Genomic DNA, 17167 nt, shown 5'->3' on the forward strand with positions numbered 1-17167 from the left:
CCGTAACGCCGCGTTGTGCGGTGAGCGCGCCTGCCCGTAACGCCGTGTCGTGCGGTGAGCGCGCCCGCCTTCAACGCCGTGCCGATGGCGGTGACCCGCCCCGCCCGCAACGCCGCGTTGTGCGGTGAGCGCGCCTGCCCGTAACGCCGCGCCGTGCGGTGAGCGCGCCCGCCCTCAACGCCGAGCCGATGGCGGTGACCCGCCCCGCCCGCAACGCCGCGTCGTGCGGTAAGCGCCCGCCCGCAACGCCGCGTCGTGCGGTGCGGGCGGGGCGGACGAGGGTTCAGACGCGGTAGCGGGCGACCAGGTCGTCCATCACCTTGTCGAGACGCTCGTCGATGACCTGGCGGGCCGGGTCCTCGTCGAACCAGGCGACGATCTCCCGCGCTCCAGCATGGAACGGGATCGTGGCGACGTAGTCGGGCACCAGGGAGCGCAGCTTGCTGTTGTCGAAGACCATCGAGTGGGTCTTGTCGCCGAGCAGGCCGGCACCCCATTCCGGGTCGGCGGCGGCGATCGCGTCGGAGGGCACGTGCACGAGCTTTGCCGTCACGCCCAACGCCGCCGCCATGTGCTCGGCGATCTGGTTCCACGTCAGGACGTCGTCGCTGGTGATCTGGAAGACGTCACCGATGGCGCGGGGGTGGCCGAGCAGCGGCACGAAGCCCTTGGCGAAGTCCTCGTGGTGGGTGAGGGTCCACAGGGACGTGCCGTCGCCGTGGATGACGACCTCGCGGCCCTGGCGCATGCGGGCCATGGCCGTCCAGCCGCCGTCGAACGGCACGAGGGTGCGGTCGTAGGTGTGCGAGGGGCGCACGATCGTGGCCGGGAAACCCTTGTCGCGGTACACCTGCACGAGGAGGTCCTCACAGGCGATCTTGTCGCGGCTGTACTGCCAGAACGGGTTGCGCAGCGGCGAGGACTCGACGACGGGCAGCCGGGCCGGCGGGGTCTGGTACGCCGAGGCGGAGCTGATGAACACGTACTGCCCGGTGCGCCCGCGGAACAACTCGATGTCGGCCAGCACGTGCGACGGGGTGAAGGCGACCCAGTCCACGACGGCGTCGAACGTGTGGCCGGCCAGCGCGGCCCGCGCCGACGCGGGGTCCCGGATGTCGCCGCGCAGGACGGTGACCTCCGGCGGGAGCGGGCGGGTGGTGCTCTCACCGCGGTTGAGCACGTGCAGGTCGATGCCGCGCCGCACGGCCAGGGCGGTGCAGGCGGAGCTGATGATGCCGCTGCCGCCGATGAACAGGACCTTCAACTCAGCTCTCCACCCATCCGTGCGTGCGCGCGAAGCTCACCAGGTGCTGCCGGGCCTGCGCGATCTGGCTGCCGGTCAGTGACGGAACGTGCTGGATGAGCAGCTCGGTCACCTCGGCGGAGAACTCGCGGCTGCTGAGCACGTCGCAGAGACCGTCGTCCTCGCCGGCCTCTTCCTCGCTCGAAGCGGGCCGGGGCGGCCGGGTGTGCTCGCGGCGGGCCGGGGCGTCCAGGATGCGCACGGTGGCGACCTTCAGCCCGCGCTCGCCCTCCTCGACCTCGTATTCGACCCGCATACCGGGATGCACGAGGTGCCGCTGCTCACCGAAGTCGTTGGCGTGGACGAATACGTCCTCGCCGCCCGCGTTGGGTGCGATGAACCCGTAACCGCGCACCTCGTCGAACCGCAGGATCCTGCCTGTCTCCACCACGACCACCACCAACCCATCGAACCGTCCCGCGGCCGCGGGGCCCGGCACTCAGAGCATAGGACTCCCGAGGCGCTTCTTCTGCACCTTGCCCATGGCGTTGCGCGGTAGCGCCTCGACCAGGTGCACGATCCGGGGGCGTTTGTGGATCGAAAGGTGCCGGGCTACGAAATCCGCGAGCTCACCCTCACTGACGGTGGTCGACACGACGACGTACGCGGTCACGGCCTCACCGAGGTCCGCGTGCGGAGTGCCGATCACGGCCGCCTCCCGCACCGCCGGATGCGCCAGGAGCGCGTCCTCGACCTCGCCGGCGCCGATGCGGTAGCCGCCGGACTTGATGAGGTCGGTGGAGGCCCGCCCGACGATGCGGTGCCAGCCGTCGGGGTCCTTCCGGGCGATGTCCCCGGTGCGGAACCAGCCGTCGACGAGATCGGCGGGCTGATGGACGTACCGCCGCAGCAGCATCGGACCGCGCACCCAGAGCTCACCGATGGCGCCGTCCTCGGCGTCGACGCGGGTCTGCACGCCGCGCACGGGGAAGCCGACGTGACCGGCGCGGCGCGGGCCGTCGGCGCGGCTGCTGATCGTGATCAGGGTTTCGGTCATCCCGTAGCGCTCGACTGCCCGGTGCCCGGTCAGCGCGTGCAGCCGCTCGAACACGGGCACGGGCAGTGCGGCGCTGCCGGACACGAGGAGCCGGGCGCGCGCCAGGGCACGGGCCGCAGCCGGCTGCGCGCACACCCGGGACCACACGGTCGGCACGCCGAAGTAGAGCGTCCCACCGGCGGCCGCATAGCGCTCCGGTTGCGGTTTTCCGGTGTGTACGAGTGGCGAGCCGGCTCTGGTCGCCCCCAGCACCCCGAGGATCAGGCCGTGCACGTGGAACAGTGGCAGCCCGTGGACCAACCGGTCGTCGGGGGTCCAGTCCCACGCCTCGGCGACGGCGTCGACCCCCGCCTCGACGGACGCGTGCGTGTGCACGACGCCCTTGGGCGCGCCGGTCGTGCCGGAGGTGTACATGATGAGCGCCGCGTCGTCGGGGGCCGGCGCGGGGTAGGTGCTCGACGAGCGGCGGGTGACGTCGACCGTCGCCAGCGTGACCTGGGCGCCCGAGTCGCGCAGGATGTGCTCGCGTTCGGCGGGGCCGGCGTCTGCGGGCACGGGCACGACCGCGGCGCCGGCGAGCAGCCCGCCGAGCACCGCCACCACCGTCTCGAGGGTCGGGGTAGCGTCCACGGCGACGACCGTCGCGCCGTGCACCTCGTCGGCGACGGCGAGGGACGCGCCCAGCAGGGCCTCGGAGGACAGGGCGCGACCGGCGACGGTCACCGCGTCGGGCCGGTCGGCGGATTCCGGGCCGGTGCTGCCGGCGATCAGGCGCATGGCCACCATCGTGCCATTTCGTGATGTGGCACCGTCTTGACACCTCCATTTGTGAGCGTTAACACTGTCCCGAGCAACACCCCCGCCACCGACTTGAAACGTCCCCCTGCTTTCAAGTCGTTCAAAACCAAGACACCCACAGATTTCTGCCCAGGGCCGTTGATAGCGCTCACAGGCGCGCCTCGACGGTCGCTGCACCCTGCGTAACAGGTGGAGGACATCCCATGAAGTTCCCCAGAGCACTGATCGCCGGCCTCGGCCTCGCCGTGGCGCTGAGCGTCACCGCGTGTGGCTCGGCCGAGAAGACCGCGGACAAGGAGGCCGGGCAGGCCGCCGGGGCGGGCAGCCTCATCGGCGTGACCATGCCGACCAAGTCCTCGGAGCGGTGGATCGCCGACGGCAACAACGTCAAGGCGGCGCTGGAGAAGCTCGGCTACAAGGTCGACCTGCAGTACGCGGAGAACGACATCCCGACGCAGGTGAACCAGATCGAGAACCAGATCACCAAGGGCGCGAAGCTGCTCGTCGTCGCCTCGATCGACGGCACCGCGATCACCACGCAGCTGCAGCAGGCGGCGGACAAGAAGATCCCGGTCATCGCCTACGACCGGCTGATCCGCAACTCGCCGAACGTCGACTACTACGCCACCTTCGACAACTACAAGGTCGGCGTGCAGCAGGCCACGTCGCTGCTGGTCGGCCTCGGCCTGAAGAAGGAGGACGGCTCCGACGGCACCGCCACCGGGCCGTTCAACATCGAGCTGTTCGCCGGTTCGCCGGACGACAACAACGCCACGTTCTTCTTCAACGGCGCGATGGCGACGCTCAAGCCGTACATCGACAAGGGCACGCTCGTTGTGAAGTCCGGCCAGGTCGACTTCAAGACCGTCGCGATCCTGCGGTGGGACCCCGCCACGGCGCAGAAGCGCATGGAGGACATCATCACCAAGACGTACGTCGGCGGCACCAAGGTCCAGGGTGTCCTGTCGCCGTACGACGGCCTGTCGATCGGCATCCTCTCCGCGCTGAAGAGCAGCGGCTACGGCACGGCCGGCCAGGCGTACCCGATCGTCACCGGTCAGGACGCGGAGAAGGCGTCGGTCAAGTCGATCATCGCCGGTGAGCAGTACGCGACGATCTACAAGGACACCCGCAAGCTCGCCGACGTCACGGTCAAGATGGCCGATGCGGTGCTCAAGGGCGGCAAGCCGGAGACCAACAACACCAAGGACTACGACAACGGCAACAAGGTCGTCCCGTCGTACCTGCTCGAACCGGTGATCGTCTACAAGAGCAACTACAAGACGGTCCTCATCGACTCCGGCTACTACACCGAGAGCGACCTCAAGTAACCATGACCGACGTAATTCTGCGGATGCGCGGCATCACCAAGACCTTTCCCGGCGTTGCCGCGCTGCAGGATGTGAACCTCGAGGTGCGCCGCGGAGAGATCCACGCGATCTGCGGCGAGAACGGCGCCGGGAAGTCGACCCTCATGAAGGTGCTGTCCGGGGTGTACCCGCACGGCTCCTACACCGGTGAGATCGAGTTCGACGGGGAGCCCTGCCATTTCGGCGGGATCCGGGACAGCGAGCGGCGCGGGATCGTCATCATCCACCAGGAGCTGGCGCTCATCCCGCACCTGTCGATCGCGGAGAACATCTTCCTCGGCAACGAGCGGGTCCACCGGGGCCTGATCGACTGGAACCGCACCAACGCCGACGCCGGCGCGCTCCTGCGCCGGGTCGGCCTGCGGGACAACCCGGTCACCCCGGCGATGGACCTCGGCGTCGGCAAGCAGCAGCTCGTCGAGATCGCCAAGGCGCTGTCGAAGGAGGTGCGGCTGCTCATCCTCGACGAGCCGACCGCGGCGCTCAACGAGTCGGACTCCCGGCACCTGCTCGACCTGCTCCTCGAGTTCCGCGAGCGCGGCATCACCTGCGTGATCATCTCGCACAAGCTCAACGAGATCGAGGCGGTCGCCGACACCACCACGATCCTGCGCGACGGCCGCACCATCGAGACCCTCGACATGCGCGCCAAGGACGTGTCCGAGGACCGGATCATCTCGGGCATGGTCGGCCGGGACCTGTCGCACCGGTTCCCGCCGCACACGTCCTCCATCGGCGCGGAAGCGCTGCGCATCGAGGACTGGACCGTGCACAGCCCGACGCAGCACGGGCGGATGATCGTCGACCGGGCGAATCTGTCCGTGCGGCGCGGGGAGATCGTCGGGCTCGCCGGGCTCATGGGCGCCGGGCGCACCGAGCTGGCGATGAGCGTCTTCGGCCGCAGCTACGGCACCGGCATCACCGGCCAGGTGTACAAGGACGGTGTCCCGGTGCAGCTGCGCACCGTCGGCGACGCGATCGCGCACGGTATCGCGTACGCCACCGAAGACCGCAAACGCTACGGCCTCAACCTCATCGAGGACATCCAGCGCAACGTCTCCGGAGCCGCGCTGTCCCGCATCGCCAAGGGCGGTTGGGTCGACGACAACCGCGAGTTCCAGGTCGCCGAGGAGTACCGGCACAGCCTCAACATCAAGGCACCCGGCGTCGGTGCGGTCACCGGCACCCTCAGCGGCGGCAACCAGCAGAAGGTCGTCCTCGCCAAATGGATCTTCACCAACCCGGACGTGCTGATCCTGGACGAGCCGACCCGCGGCATCGACATCGGCGCCAAGTACGAGATCTACACGATCATCAACCGGCTCGCCGACGAGGGCAAGGCGATCCTCGTCATCTCCTCCGAGCTGCCGGAGCTGCTCGGTATCTGCGACCGCATCTACGCCCTGTCGGCGGGCCGGGTCACCGGCGAGCTGTCCCGCGCCGACGCGACCCCCGAGCGGCTCATGCAGCTCATGACCAGCTTGAAGGAACGCTCATGACGACCATCGTGGAGGCCGACCCGGAGACCGCGGTCACGGCGCCGACCCGGTTCTCGGTCAACCTGCGCCAGAGCGGCATCTACATCGCGTTCGCCGCGATCGTGGTGCTGTTCGAGATCCTGACGTCCGGCTCGTTGCTGGAACCGCAGAACATCTCGAACATCGTCGTGCAGAACTCCTACATCCTGATCCTCGCCATCGGCATGATCCTGATCATCATCGCCGGGCACATCGACCTGTCCGCGGGCTCCGTCGTCGCCGTCACCGGCGCCGTCGCCGCGGTCCTCATGGTCGACCTGGACGTGCCGTGGCCCCTCGCCATCCTGGCGACCCTGGTCGTGGGCGCGCTGATCGGCGCGTGGCAGGGCTTCTGGATCGCGTACTTCGGCATCCCCGCGTTCATCGTCACCCTCGCCGGCATGCTCGTCTTCCGGGCGCTCACCATGACGGTCCTGGGCAACCAGGGCATCGGCCCCTTCCCCGACGACGTGCGGACCCTCGCCAACGGCTTCACGCCCGGCTTCCTCAACAACGTCGGCCTCGGCGTCCTCGGCGGCGCCGACCTCTTCACCCTGCTGGTCGGCCTCGCCGCCGTCGCCGGCATCGTGGCCGTGCAGTGGCGGGCCCGCCGCGCCCGCATCGGCTACGGCCAGACCGTCGACGGTCTGCCGGTGTTCGTCGCGAAGATCGCCGGTGCCGCCCTGGTGCTGATGTTCATCGTCGTCCAGCTGGCCCGGTTCAAGAACCTGCCCTGGGTGCTGGTGCTGCTGGCAGCGCTCGTGCTCGCGTACACCCTGATCTCCCAGCGCACCGTCTTCGGCCGGCACATCTATGCCGTCGGCGGCAACCTGCAGGCCGCGGGACTCTCGGGCGTGAAGGTCAAGTCGGTCACGTTCTGGATCTTCGTGAACATGGGCCTGCTCGCCTCGATCGCCGGCATCATCTTCGCCGGCCGCCTCAACCAGGCCGGCCCCACCGCCGGCAACGCCTTCGAACTCGACGCGATCGCCGCCGCGTTCATCGGCGGCGCCGCCGTCCAGGGCGGCGTCGGCAAGGTCGTCGGCGCCATCACCGGCGGCCTCATCATGGCCGTCATCAACAACGGCATGTCGCTGATCGGCTCACCCAGCGAACGCGTCATGCTCGTCAAGGGCCTGGTCCTGCTGGCCGCGGTCGCCTTCGACGTCTGGGCGAAGCGCCGCGCCGGCCGGTCGCGCTGAGTTTTCCGGGTGGTTTCCCTGGTGCGTGGTCCGGGGCGGGACGCGAACCAGCGGATGGATGAGGCCCAGGGGGTGCTGACGGCCCCCTGGGCCTCACGCTGTGCGGCTACTGTCGTCGGGGTGATCCGACAAGCCTTCATCGATTCCTCGGCGGCGGCGGCGACGCTGTTGCGCGACCCCGCCGTAGCCGCTTCGTGGTCCACACCGAGCGCACTGCCCGGCTTCACCGTCGGCGGGCTGGCCCGCCACCTGGCCAACCAGGTCACCCGCACCCTCAGGCTGCTGTCCGCCCCGCCGGGCGGCACCGCGATCCCGGTCCTGGACCACTTCACCGGCGCGGGCTGGGTCACTTCCGGCGTGGACAGCGCTGACAACCGGGGCATCATCGAGCGGGGCGAGACCGCCGCCGCCCAGACCACCCCCACCGACCTCGCCGCCGAGGTGGACGCGGCACTGTCTGAACTGCGTAGCGCGGTGCCGGCCCAGTCCGAGGACCGCGTCGTCGACCTCGGCGACTGGGGGCTCCAGGTCGACGACTTCCTGCTGACCCGGGTCCTGGAGCTGGTAGTGCACACCGACGACCTGGCGGTCAGCCTGGACCTGCCGACCCCGGCCCCGTCACCCGCCGCGACCGCCGCCACGGTCGAACTGCTCGGCCGGCTCGCGACCTGGCGGCACGGCCCCCTCCCGGTGATCCGCGCTCTCGCCCGGCGCGAGCGCGCCCCGGACTCGATCGCCGCCCTGTGAGCCCTACTCCAGGGTCCAGGTGATGGCGGGCGGCCGGACCCGCGCACACACCGGCCCGCCCACCGCGTCGGTCAGCCCGAGCCGCCCGACGAGCGTTTGGCCTTTGGTGTCTTGGCTGGCGGCCTCGTGCGCGGCGCGCAGGAGATCCGTGGGGATGTCGCCGAACATCAGCTTCGCCCGGCGGAACATCGCGAACTCCTCGCCGGTCACCGCGCCCCAGCTGAGGTAGAGGAACCTCGCGCCGGGACGGCCGTGCACCCACGGCCCGCCGACGTCGAGCAGCCCGTCGACCTCCCGGCTGGTCACCTCGAACTCCCACGCCGCCTGCGCCGCGTCGGCCGCCACCCGGTCGACCACCTCGGCCTTGCGCTGGACACCCACGTGGACACCCCCGAGCCGCAGCGCGTCGGCCTCCGCTCCGGCCCGCCGCCCCGGCAGGTCGCTGCCCTCAATCCGGATCCGCACACCGGCAACTCTACGAGCGCGCGCACATATCGGCGCCCCACACGACGTCGCAGCTTCGCGTTGCCCGCGGCCCGGCCCCGAACCCAACCGAACCGCGGGCCGCTCCACCCCGGATTCGGACGCCGTCGCTCTCCCTGCCGGACCTGTTTCGCTTCTGCGTCGTCGTGTCGTTGATCCAAGTCGTTGGTTGGCTGTGTGAACGGCCAGGGCCGTCCTTCGATCACCAGTGAGATCCACTCCAGGAACAGGACAAACCGTGCATAGAGATCTGGCTGGACATCGGCTGTGCTGGATCTGAGGTCGCGCGACACGGGCCGGCTCGGCTGGGTTGTGTTTCCGTGCCGCCCCGGCCTGGCAGGCATGCGAATGTGGCCGCTTGGGACATCGGCAGGTGGCGCGGCGGAAGGTACGGGCGGGTCAGCCGCGGTAGACCTCGACGGACGACAGTTGCCCGGCTGGCTGGATCGAGTTCGACGAGATGAGGATGCGGACGTATCGATGCTCGCCGGAGCTGACACCGAGCGTGGCACGCTGGCCGTTGCCGGCGTCGAAGCGGCACGAACCGCCGGCGATGGTGGAGAACGTGGAGCCGTCGAGGCTGCCGAGCACCGTCACCGTCTGGGTCCTTGCCGGCCAATCTGACGACGGGGGCAGGCGCAGGACGATGCGCCGCACCGCGACCGGTCCGCCCAGGTCGACCTGGACCCACTGCGGCAACGCGTTGTTGCGGCTCTCCCAGTAGCTCATGGGATCACCGTCGGTGACCCGATCCGACCGGTACGCCTGGGTGTGGCTGCTCTCCGAGGTGGCGCGGCCCGCCGCGACGTTGGTGGTGGTGTCGAGGGGTAGCGGCGGATTGCTCGCCACCGTCGACGGGGCACCCGGGCTGGCGGACGCCGATGCCTGCGTGGACGCGCTCGGTCGCGGCGACGCCGACGCGCTGGGCCTCGGCGAGGCGCTGCCGCTCGCGATCGCCGCCGAACCGGCCGCCGAGCCGGGTGCGGTGCCGGGGACGGTCGCGGTCTGCGGCTCGCTCCCGCCGGCGAGGTCGGCACCGTGGCCCCCGCGCGGCCAGAACGTGACGGCGCCGGCAACGGCGAGCAGCAGGACGACCACCGCCGCGGCAGCCAGCAGCGCCAGCCCGTTGCGGGCGTGCCGGACCACTGCGGTCGGGTCCGCCGGCGCCGGCGGGAGCTGCACCGGCAGCAGGTCGCAGCGCTGGAACTCACGGGCCTGCCCGCTGGTCACGCCGTTGCCCGGGTGGCGCTCGGCGAGCTCCCGCTCGGCCGCCCCGCCCCACGCGGACGACTTGCCCTCGACGACCAGGTCGACGGCGGCGGGGATGTCGGTGAGCAGCGCGGTGAACATCGCCGACAGCGGTGGCCACACCAGATCGTCGATCGTTTCGTCACGACTGCCGACGACGACCCGGTAGACCCCGGCGCGATCGTCGGGCCCCGGCCCCGTGCCACCGCCCGTCGACGTGGCGACGGCTGCGCTGCCTCCGCCAGCCGAGGCGGCGCTGGTGGTGATGCCGCCGCCCGTCGAAGCGGTGCTGGTGGTGCTGCCACCGCCCGTCGACGTGGCGACGGCTGCGCTGCCTCCGCCAGCCGAGGCGGCGCTGGTGGTGATGCCGCCGCCCGTCGAAGCGGCGCCGGTGGTGATGCCACCGCCTGTCGGTGTTGCGCCGTCCGCGAGGCTGCCGGCCGCTGACGCAACATGGCCCGGAAGGTCGTCACCCGTCGAGACCCCATCAAAGCCAGACGCGCCGGAGCCAGCCACGCCGGAGCCGGGCGCGCCGGAGCCAGCCGCGGCAGAGCCGGGCAGGCCGGAGTCGGGCGCGTCGGGGGAGCTGTCCAGAACGAGTGCCCCGGGCGCAGTGACGGTGAACGACAGCGACCGGCCCGTGCCGAGCGGCTCGGGCAGCGACGCCCGGCCCTTCGCCGGTGGCAGTGGCGGGCCCGGGAACGCGTGGATGCCGCCCCCGCTCAACCGCACCTGCCAGCCCAGGTCCATCGAATACGTGGCCGGGTCAAGCGGCCGCAGCGACGCGTGCGGCGGCGACGACGCGACGACCTCCTCCGCCCCGTCCGGCGTGACCCGCAGCAGCCAGGCCGGCTCGGCCCAGACCGGGCGGCGGTGCGCGTCGAGGGCGAACACCGTGATCGGCCCGGTGGGAGGGTGCAGCGGCACCCCGTTGACCAGGTGGACCGGCTCGCCGAGCAGGCGGGCCACCGACGAAGCCAGGAGGCGGCCCGCGCCCTGGCCGGCGCCGAGCGGCACGAGGTCGGCGACCCGGCGGACCCTGGTGGGCAGGGCGGCCATGGCCTGGGCGAGCGGGTCGGCGGTGAGGGTCGGGTCGAGCAGGAGGCGGGGGCGCTCGGGATCGACGGCGACGGCGAACTCGACCCCGTCATAGGCGGCCGCGGCACCGACCGGGCCGGGGGAGAGCAGCCACCCGGCGGGCACGGGCTGGGCGATGACCACGGCGGGCCACGAGGGCACCGGCGGCACGAGGGCCTGCCAGTCGGGGGAGGGCCAGCGCGGGCCGAGGGGCTCCGGCGCGCGACCGGGGCGGTGCCGCCACCAGCCGCCGGCGATGTCGGTGGTGACGAGGATGCCGCCGGGGGTCTGCACGACCGGCCCGTCCGGCGCGACGACGGGCCGGTCAAGCGCGGCGGCGAGATCCGCACCGAGCGGCCCGGCGGCGAGCAGCAGGACGCTGTCGCCGCCGAGCCCGGCCCGCACCGGCTCGGCGAGGTCGTCGGCGGTCACCTCGAGGTCCGGGGCGACCAGCACGGCCAGCCACCCGTCGGGCACCACCGGCACCGTCGGCACGTCGCCGACGAGCAGGCAGCGGTCCACCCTGCGGGTGACACCAATGCTCATGCGCAACAACCTACCGTCCCCGTATGACAGTTCCGAGTCCCCCAAAGACGAGGTAAGACCCGGCAAACGGGGACCTACCGGACGTAGATCTGCGGTGCCGGCGGGGTCGACATGCCGCTGCCGATGAAGTACGACGGATGCGGCGGCTGGTTGTAGGCGGTGTTCTGCCACGCGATCGCACACCGGTACTGCGGGTCGTGCATCAGCGTGAACAGCCGCGTCGACGTCGGGTCGGGCGTGCTGTAGATGCGCAGCGCGGTGTTGTCCGACGTCGGCCAGACGATCTCCTCGCGCCAGTCGCCGAGGATGTCGCCGGACAGTGACGGCGTGGCCTTCGTGCTGTTGTTGGAGTGCACGCCGGAGGCGGTCAGCAGGCGGGTGTCGCCGGAGGTGCCGTACTTGTCGACGTGGGTGCCGTCCAGGAGCTCCCGGGTCGGGTCGCCGTCCCACCAGGCCAGGAAGTTCGTCGAGCCGGGCTTGCGGGAGGACACGACCGTGCCGCGGGGGTTGCGCACGCCGTCGGCGGCCGAGGACCACGACTCGGCGCCGGCGCTGCCGGCCCAGATGTCGCCGGACACGCCGCGGCCGTTGTCGCCGTTGGCGGGGGTGGTCCACAGGACCTGCCCGGTGCGGGCGTCGGCCATCCACGACGACGGCTTGCTGCCGTCCTCGTCGACCTTGAACTCCTCCAGGCCGGGGCGGGACGGGTCGAGGTCGCCGACGTGCATGGCGTCGCCGTGGCCGTTGCCGGTGTTCCACAGGCGGGCACCGTTGTCGTCGACGGCCATGGACCCGTAAACGATTTCGTCGCGTCCGTCGAGATCGACGTCGGCGACGGAGAGCTGGTGGTTGCCCTGTCCGGCGTAGGCGCTGTTGCCGGAGCTGTTGCTGTCGAACGTCCAGCGCCGGGTCAGCGAACCGTTGCGGAAGTCCCACGCGACGATGACCGACCGGGTGTAGTACCCGCGGGCCATGACCAGACTGGGCCGCTGCCCGTCGAGATACGCGGTGCCGGCCAGGAACCGGTCGACGCGGTTGCCGTAGCTGTCGCCCCACGACGACACCGTGCCCCGCAACGGCACGTAGTCCACTGTGGACATCGCGGCGCCGGTGAGCCCGTTGAACATGGTGAGGTACTCGGGCCCGCTGAGCACGTAGCCGGAGCTGTTGCGGTAGTCGGCCGAGGCGCTGCCGATGACGCGGCCTGTGCCGTCGACGGTGGCGTCCGCGGTCTTCATGGCGACCTCGGCGCGCCCGTCGCCGTCGTAGTCGTACACCTGGAACTGCGTGTAGTGCGCCCCGGCGCGGATGTTCCGGCCGAGGTTGATCCGCCACAGCCGCTGGCCGTCGAGGCGGTAGGCGTCTACGTACACCACGCCGGTGACACCCGACTGCGAGTTGTCCTTGGCGTCGGCGGGGTCCCATTTCAGGACGAGCTCGTAGCGCCCGTCGCCGTCCAGGTCGCCGACCGAGGCGTCGTTGGCGGTGTAGCCGGAGCCGGGCGAGGAGATCGGCACATCGAGATAGCCGGATGAGAACCGCAGCGACGCGCCGGACGCGGCCTGCTCGGCGCCACCGACGACGGCCCGCACGGTGTAGGACGCGTCGGCGGTGGCGCCGGAGTCCAGATAGTTCGTGCCGGTGGTGACCGTGGCGATCCGGGTGCTGCCGCGGTACAGGTTGAAGGCCGTCGCCAGCGCCTCGGTGCCGAGCAGGCGCCACGAGACGAGGTTGCCGCTGCCCGACCGCACGGAGATGAGCCCGCGGTCGAGATCCTCCATCTGCTTGGCATTGCCCGAAGGCGGGGGCGTCGCCGAAGAAGAAGCAGAAGGAGAAACAGAAGGAGAAGGAGAAGACGCGGCACCGGTACACGTGACGCCGTTGAGCGTAAACGATGTCGGGGACGGGTTCGAACCGGTCCACGATCCGTTGAACCCGAACGACACCGTGGCGCCGGTGGCGATCGGCGCGTTGTAGCCGGCGTCCGTGGCCCGGGTCTGCCCGCCGCTGGTGGTGACGGTCGCGTTCCACGCCTGGGTGACGGTCTGCCCGGCCGGGAACGTCCACGCCAGGGTCCAGCCGTTGACGGGATCGCCGAGGTTCGTCACGTCGACGTTGGCGCCGAAGCCGCCCTGCCATGAGTTGGTCACGGTGTACGTGATGCGGCAGCCGGATGCCGCCGCCGACGCGACCGTCACGCCGACCGCGGCGACGGCGACGACCGCCATCCCGACCGCGAGCGCGGCGACGACCCGCCGCCGGTGTTCGAAGTAGCGCACGATCCGCTCCTCGCTGTGCGAAAGGCGGGTCGCGCAACGAGAACGTGCCCGACCCGGGACGGCGGAACCGTAGCCCCGGGCCCCAGGTCGGGCAACGCATCACTCCATGTCAATGCGGCGAACGGTCCGCCGAGGCCGAAACTTTCACGGTTGCTGCGCCAGGCGGAACGACTGCGCCGCCGTGCCGTTGCAGGTGTACTGGACCAGCTGCACGCTGTTGGCGGTGGACGCGGCCGGCACGTCGAGGCACTTGCCGGACAGGCGGCTGACGAAGTGATACCAGCCACCGCCCTCGGACACCGGCTGCCACTGCTGGTTGGTGCCGCCGCCGTAGGTCCAGGTCTGGATCGGCGCGTTGTCGGCGCTCGACACGTTGGTGATGTCGAGGGCCTGCGCGCTGTTGCCGCGGTTGTTGATCCGCACGAACCCGCCGCTGGTCGGCTGGAACTGGTACTGCTGCGCGTTGCTGGCGTTGCACGTGTACTGCTGGATGGGCGTGCCGTTGGTGGTGCCCGCGGCCCGCGCGTCGACGCACTTCGACGAGTTCTTGTTGATGACGGTGTACCACGCCGTCGGCGAGATCGGCCCCGACGACGCGGGCGGCGACGAGGGCGGCTGGGACGTCGGCGGGGTGGTGCTCTGGCCGGCGAGCCACAGGATGCCGTCGATCAGCCACTTGTTCTGATCGGCGCTGGCGAACGTGGACGACGTGCGGGTGTTGGTCGAGTAGTTCATGCCGTTGTGGCCGAAGTTGGCGTACAGCATCTTGTAGTTACGGTTCGTCCACAGGATCGGGTAGTAGCCGCTGTACCACGACTGGTTGGGGTCGGTGCCGACCGGGAAGCTGCTCGCGTCGACCGAAGCGAGGATGTCGATGGCCGGGTTCTGCCGCAGGTCGTTGCTCCACGAGTACCACTCGCTGACAGCGGAGCGGAGCGTCGCCGGCAGCCGTACCGTCGACGGGTGCGCCCGGTCCTCGACCTTCAGCGTCACCGCGGTCGGCCCCCACGTGTTGGTCCGGAACGCGCCCGAGCCCAGGAACGTGTTGTAGTACCAGCTCCACGAGTTGGGATCCGTGGTGAACGCGCTGACGTGGAAGCCCATCCAGGCGCCGCCGTTGTTCATGTACTGCTGGAACGCGGCCCGCTGGCCCGATGGCGGCGCGTCGTCCAGGAACATGATGACCTTGTACTGCGCCAGGCTACCGGTGTTGAGCCGGCTCCAGTCGGTGGTCGCCTCCCAGGTGAAGCCGTTCTGCGCGGCGGCCGTCGGGAACCACTCCCTGGCCTCCTTGTCGAAGTCGATGTGCGCCGCGTCCCAGGTGCCGTTGTAGAAGGCGAGCACCTTGAACGGGGCGGCCAGGGCCAGGGTGGGCCTGATGACCAGGCCTATCCCCAGTGCGGTCACCAGGGCGAGCGCGGCGAGCACGAGGCGTCGCGCGCTCAAGGGGAGCTTCTTGAGCACGAGGGGTCCTTCGGTAGGGCGGGAGGGACGGGCGGATCCGCTCCCCTCGCATCATCAGCTATCGATGACGCCACCACAAGGTAAAGAACCCTAATAGTTAAAGTAAGTCTCCAATTAAGTCGTCGTCACAGCCTGTGCCCAGGTCAGCACGGTGCCGGCCCGCAGCTCGAGGAACACGCCGCCGGGGCGGGGCGTGCGGTCGGGCTCCGGGCGTACCGACGCCGCAGCCGGCTGCTCGAACCTGCCTGACCCGGGGTGCCACCGGCCGACCCGGCCGTCGTCACCGAGCAGCAGCCACATCGGCGCGCCCGCAACGGTTATCGGGGCGACGTCGGTGACGGGGACCGGCGTGGCCGTCTCGACCACGCCGGTGTCCGTGCCTGGCATGTGCGACCCCCGCGGCCTCAAGCGGCGTAGTCGACCAGGTCGCCGCTGTTGAGGACCGAGCGTAGCTGGGACAGGTCGATGCCCTTGTCCTGCAGGCGTTTCACGACGTCGGTGGCGCTGCTGCCGCGCAGGGACTCGCTGTCGGTCTCCAGCAGGGTGCTGAGCTGTTGCAGTTTCGTGTCGTCCGACAGGCCGGCGGCGCCGCCGCGGGGTCCGCCGGGCGGCGGGCCGGGCCGGCCCTTCTGTGCCGCGATCTGTTCGGCGGCCGCGTCGTCGTCCTCCTCCGCCGAGGTGGCGGCGCGCGAGACGGCGGCGGGTGTGTCGCTGGGCTGGTGCCGTGCTGCCGGGCCGCCGTTCGGCCCGACGGGGTCAACGTCGACCGCCTGCCCGCCGGTCGGAGTGTTTGCCAGGGATTTGCCAGGGTTCACAGCAGCCTGGCAGTCGGGCACCGGTGCCGGCGACGTCCGATCGGGTGCTGCCGGCCGCCGCCCGCTGTCCAACGGCGTCCAACGGGCGGGCCCAAACTGCATCGCTTCACGTAAATTCCGGCGGATGGCGGACAACGTCGGCAAAACGATGCCTCACATACGACACAGTCAATAAATTTTTGCGTTCGGACTGTGATCAATGGCGCGCGGAAGGTAGATTGCGACCGGCGTGTGAGGACGAGATCACGTGGTATTTGTGCAGTTCAGATGGGCTTTTCCTGGGATCACCATCCGGGGGACGGGCCTGCCTGAAACCGGCTTAGGGCGAGGATCCGCTCCAGCGAAAGGAAACAACCAATGAAGATCGGTGTGACCGGGGGCAACGGGTTTATCGGGCGATACGTCTGCGAGGAGATCGAATCCAGAGGGCATGAGGTGCTGGTGTTCGACCACCACGCGCACGGCCGGCGCGGGCCGGACGCGACGCCCGAGCGCGAGGTGATGCTCGGCGACATCCGCGACGCCACCGCCATGGTCGAGCTGGCCGCCCACTGCGACGGCATCATCCACCTCGCCGCGGTGCTCGGCACCCAGGAGACGATCCTCAACCCGCGCCCGGCCGCCGAGACGAACCTCGTCGGCGGGCTCAACTTCCTCGAGGCCGTCACGCAGTACCAGCTGCCGGGCGTCTACATCGGGGTCGGCAACCACTGGATGAACAACAGCTACTCCATCTCCAAGACCGCGGTCGAGCGGTTCGTGTCGATGTTCAACGCCGACCGCGGCAGCCGGGTCAACACCGTGCGCGCCGTCAACGCCTACGGGCCGCGACAGCTCGCGGCCGCGCCGTTCGGGCCCGGCAAGGTCCGCAAGATCACTCCCGCGGTGATCTGCCGCGCCCTGTGCGGGATGCCCGTCGAGCTCTACGGCGGCGGCCACCAGGTCTCCGACATGGTGTGGGTCGGTGACGTCGCCAAGGCGCTCGTCGCCGCGTTCGAGGCCGCCGAGGCCGGCACCGTGCTGGACCACGTGGTGGAGTGCGGCCCGGTCGCGTCGACCACGATCCGCCGCACCGCCGAGATCGTCATCGACCTGTGCGAGCGCAAGGGCCACCCGCGGGCGGAGATCGTGGACCTGCCGATGCGCCCCGGCGAGCAGCCCGGCGCCGTCGTCAGCGCCGACGCCACGACGTTGCGTGCCGTCGGGATCGACCCCGCCGACCTGGTGTCGCTCGAGACCGGCCTCGAGCGCACCGTGGACTGGTTCATCGCCACCCAGGGCGAGCACTGGACCGCACCCCTCGCGCTCGCCACCCGCTGAG

14 protein-coding genes are annotated in these 17167 nt (G+C 70.6%); 5 read left to right on the forward strand and 9 right to left on the reverse strand.

Annotated elements, in window-relative coordinates; translation table 11 throughout:
• Positions 1 to 283: 283 nt before the first annotated feature.
• The 3 genes from ACFPIJ_RS07505 to ACFPIJ_RS07515 are packed head-to-tail and all read right to left on the reverse strand — an operon-like array spanning position 284 to position 3077.
• Positions 284 to 1264, reverse strand: coding sequence for an SDR family oxidoreductase (locus ACFPIJ_RS07505; protein WP_380113896.1), 981 nt, complete (start codon positions 1262 to 1264; stop codon positions 284 to 286).
• Position 1265: 1 nt separating this feature from the next.
• On the reverse strand, positions 1266 to 1694 hold the full coding sequence (locus ACFPIJ_RS07510; protein WP_380113897.1) for a cold shock domain-containing protein: 429 nt from the start codon (positions 1692 to 1694) through the stop codon (positions 1266 to 1268).
• Between the two features lie 48 nt (positions 1695 to 1742).
• Positions 1743 to 3077, reverse strand: coding sequence for an AMP-binding protein (locus ACFPIJ_RS07515; protein WP_380113898.1), 1335 nt, complete (start codon positions 3075 to 3077; stop codon positions 1743 to 1745).
• Between the two features lie 224 nt (positions 3078 to 3301).
• On the opposite strand from ACFPIJ_RS07515, the gene chvE reads away from it, so the two are divergent.
• The 4 genes from chvE (at position 3302) to ACFPIJ_RS07535 (ending at position 7934) form a co-directional block, all read left to right on the forward strand.
• Positions 3302 to 4429: a multiple monosaccharide ABC transporter substrate-binding protein gene (chvE, locus tag ACFPIJ_RS07520; protein WP_380113899.1), complete on the forward strand. Its 1128-nt coding sequence runs from the start codon at positions 3302 to 3304 to the stop codon at positions 4427 to 4429.
• A gap of 2 nt (positions 4430 to 4431) precedes the next feature.
• Positions 4432 to 5967, forward strand: a complete 1536-nt coding sequence (gene mmsA, locus ACFPIJ_RS07525) for a multiple monosaccharide ABC transporter ATP-binding protein (protein ID WP_380113900.1) — start codon at positions 4432 to 4434, stop codon at positions 5965 to 5967.
• Positions 5964 to 7187 carry a multiple monosaccharide ABC transporter permease gene (mmsB, locus tag ACFPIJ_RS07530; protein WP_380113901.1) on the forward strand — a complete coding sequence of 408 codons (1224 nt, stop codon included), beginning with the start codon at positions 5964 to 5966 and terminating at the stop codon, positions 7185 to 7187. Before mmsA ends, mmsB begins: the two co-directional genes overlap by 4 nt.
• A gap of 120 nt (positions 7188 to 7307) precedes the next feature.
• Positions 7308 to 7934 (forward strand): maleylpyruvate isomerase N-terminal domain-containing protein, encoded by a 627-nt coding sequence (locus ACFPIJ_RS07535; protein WP_380113902.1) that lies wholly within the window; start codon positions 7308 to 7310, stop codon positions 7932 to 7934.
• 3 nt (positions 7935 to 7937) lie between these two features.
• Here ACFPIJ_RS07535 and ACFPIJ_RS07540 read toward each other — a convergent pair whose 3' ends face one another.
• The 6 genes from ACFPIJ_RS07540 to ACFPIJ_RS07565 all read right to left on the reverse strand — a co-directional run bounded on the left by ACFPIJ_RS07540 (position 7938) and on the right by ACFPIJ_RS07565 (position 15846).
• Positions 7938 to 8399, reverse strand: a complete 462-nt coding sequence (locus ACFPIJ_RS07540) for a DUF5990 family protein (protein ID WP_380113903.1) — start codon at positions 8397 to 8399, stop codon at positions 7938 to 7940.
• A gap of 417 nt (positions 8400 to 8816) precedes the next feature.
• A complete protein-coding gene (locus ACFPIJ_RS07545) occupies positions 8817 to 11288 on the reverse strand; it encodes a discoidin domain-containing protein (RefSeq protein ID WP_380113904.1) in 2472 nt (823 codons plus the stop codon).
• Positions 11289 to 11362: 74 nt separating this feature from the next.
• Entirely contained in the window at positions 11363 to 13516 is a 2154-nt protein-coding gene (locus tag ACFPIJ_RS07550) for a rhamnogalacturonan lyase family protein (RefSeq protein WP_380114179.1), read from the reverse strand.
• Between the two features lie 195 nt (positions 13517 to 13711).
• Positions 13712 to 15013 (reverse strand): ThuA domain-containing protein, encoded by a 1302-nt coding sequence (locus tag ACFPIJ_RS07555; RefSeq protein ID WP_380113905.1) that lies wholly within the window; start codon positions 15011 to 15013, stop codon positions 13712 to 13714.
• 132 nt (positions 15014 to 15145) lie between these two features.
• Positions 15146 to 15418, reverse strand: a complete 273-nt coding sequence (locus tag ACFPIJ_RS07560) for a hypothetical protein (protein WP_380113906.1) — start codon at positions 15416 to 15418, stop codon at positions 15146 to 15148.
• Between the two features lie 17 nt (positions 15419 to 15435).
• Complete coding sequence (locus ACFPIJ_RS07565; RefSeq protein ID WP_380113907.1) at positions 15436 to 15846, reverse strand: hypothetical protein; 411 nt, start codon at positions 15844 to 15846, stop codon at positions 15436 to 15438.
• 357 nt (positions 15847 to 16203) lie between these two features.
• Here ACFPIJ_RS07565 and ACFPIJ_RS07570 point away from each other — a divergent pair, with 357 nt between their 5' ends.
• Positions 16204 to 17166 (forward strand): NAD-dependent epimerase/dehydratase family protein, encoded by a 963-nt coding sequence (locus ACFPIJ_RS07570; protein ID WP_380113909.1) that lies wholly within the window; start codon positions 16204 to 16206, stop codon positions 17164 to 17166.
• Position 17167: the final 1 nt, after the last annotated feature.

It is taken from the genome of Dactylosporangium cerinum (assembly GCF_042653625.1).
Classification (GTDB): domain Bacteria; phylum Actinomycetota; class Actinomycetes; order Mycobacteriales; family Micromonosporaceae; genus Dactylosporangium; species Dactylosporangium cerinum.

What these genes read in the sequence shown, in the direction of transcription:
- ACFPIJ_RS07550 (WP_380114179.1), bottom strand. Translation starts at nt 13,516, where the DNA reads ATGGCGGTCGTCGCCGTCGCCGCGGTCGGCGTGACGGTCGCGTCGGCG.
- ACFPIJ_RS07515 (WP_380113898.1), bottom strand. Translation starts at nt 3,077, where the DNA reads ATGCGCCTGATCGCCGGCAGCACCGGCCCGGAATCCGCCGACCGGCCC.
- mmsB (WP_380113901.1), top strand. Translation starts at nt 5,964, where the DNA reads ATGACGACCATCGTGGAGGCCGACCCGGAGACCGCGGTCACGGCGCCG.
- ACFPIJ_RS07560 (WP_380113906.1), bottom strand. Translation starts at nt 15,418, where the DNA reads ATGCCAGGCACGGACACCGGCGTGGTCGAGACGGCCACGCCGGTCCCC.
- ACFPIJ_RS07545 (WP_380113904.1), bottom strand. Translation starts at nt 11,288, where the DNA reads ATGAGCATTGGTGTCACCCGCAGGGTGGACCGCTGCCTGCTCGTCGGC.
- mmsA (WP_380113900.1), top strand. Translation starts at nt 4,432, where the DNA reads ATGACCGACGTAATTCTGCGGATGCGCGGCATCACCAAGACCTTTCCC.
- ACFPIJ_RS07570 (WP_380113909.1), top strand. Translation starts at nt 16,204, where the DNA reads ATGAAGATCGGTGTGACCGGGGGCAACGGGTTTATCGGGCGATACGTC.
- chvE (WP_380113899.1), top strand. Translation starts at nt 3,302, where the DNA reads ATGAAGTTCCCCAGAGCACTGATCGCCGGCCTCGGCCTCGCCGTGGCG.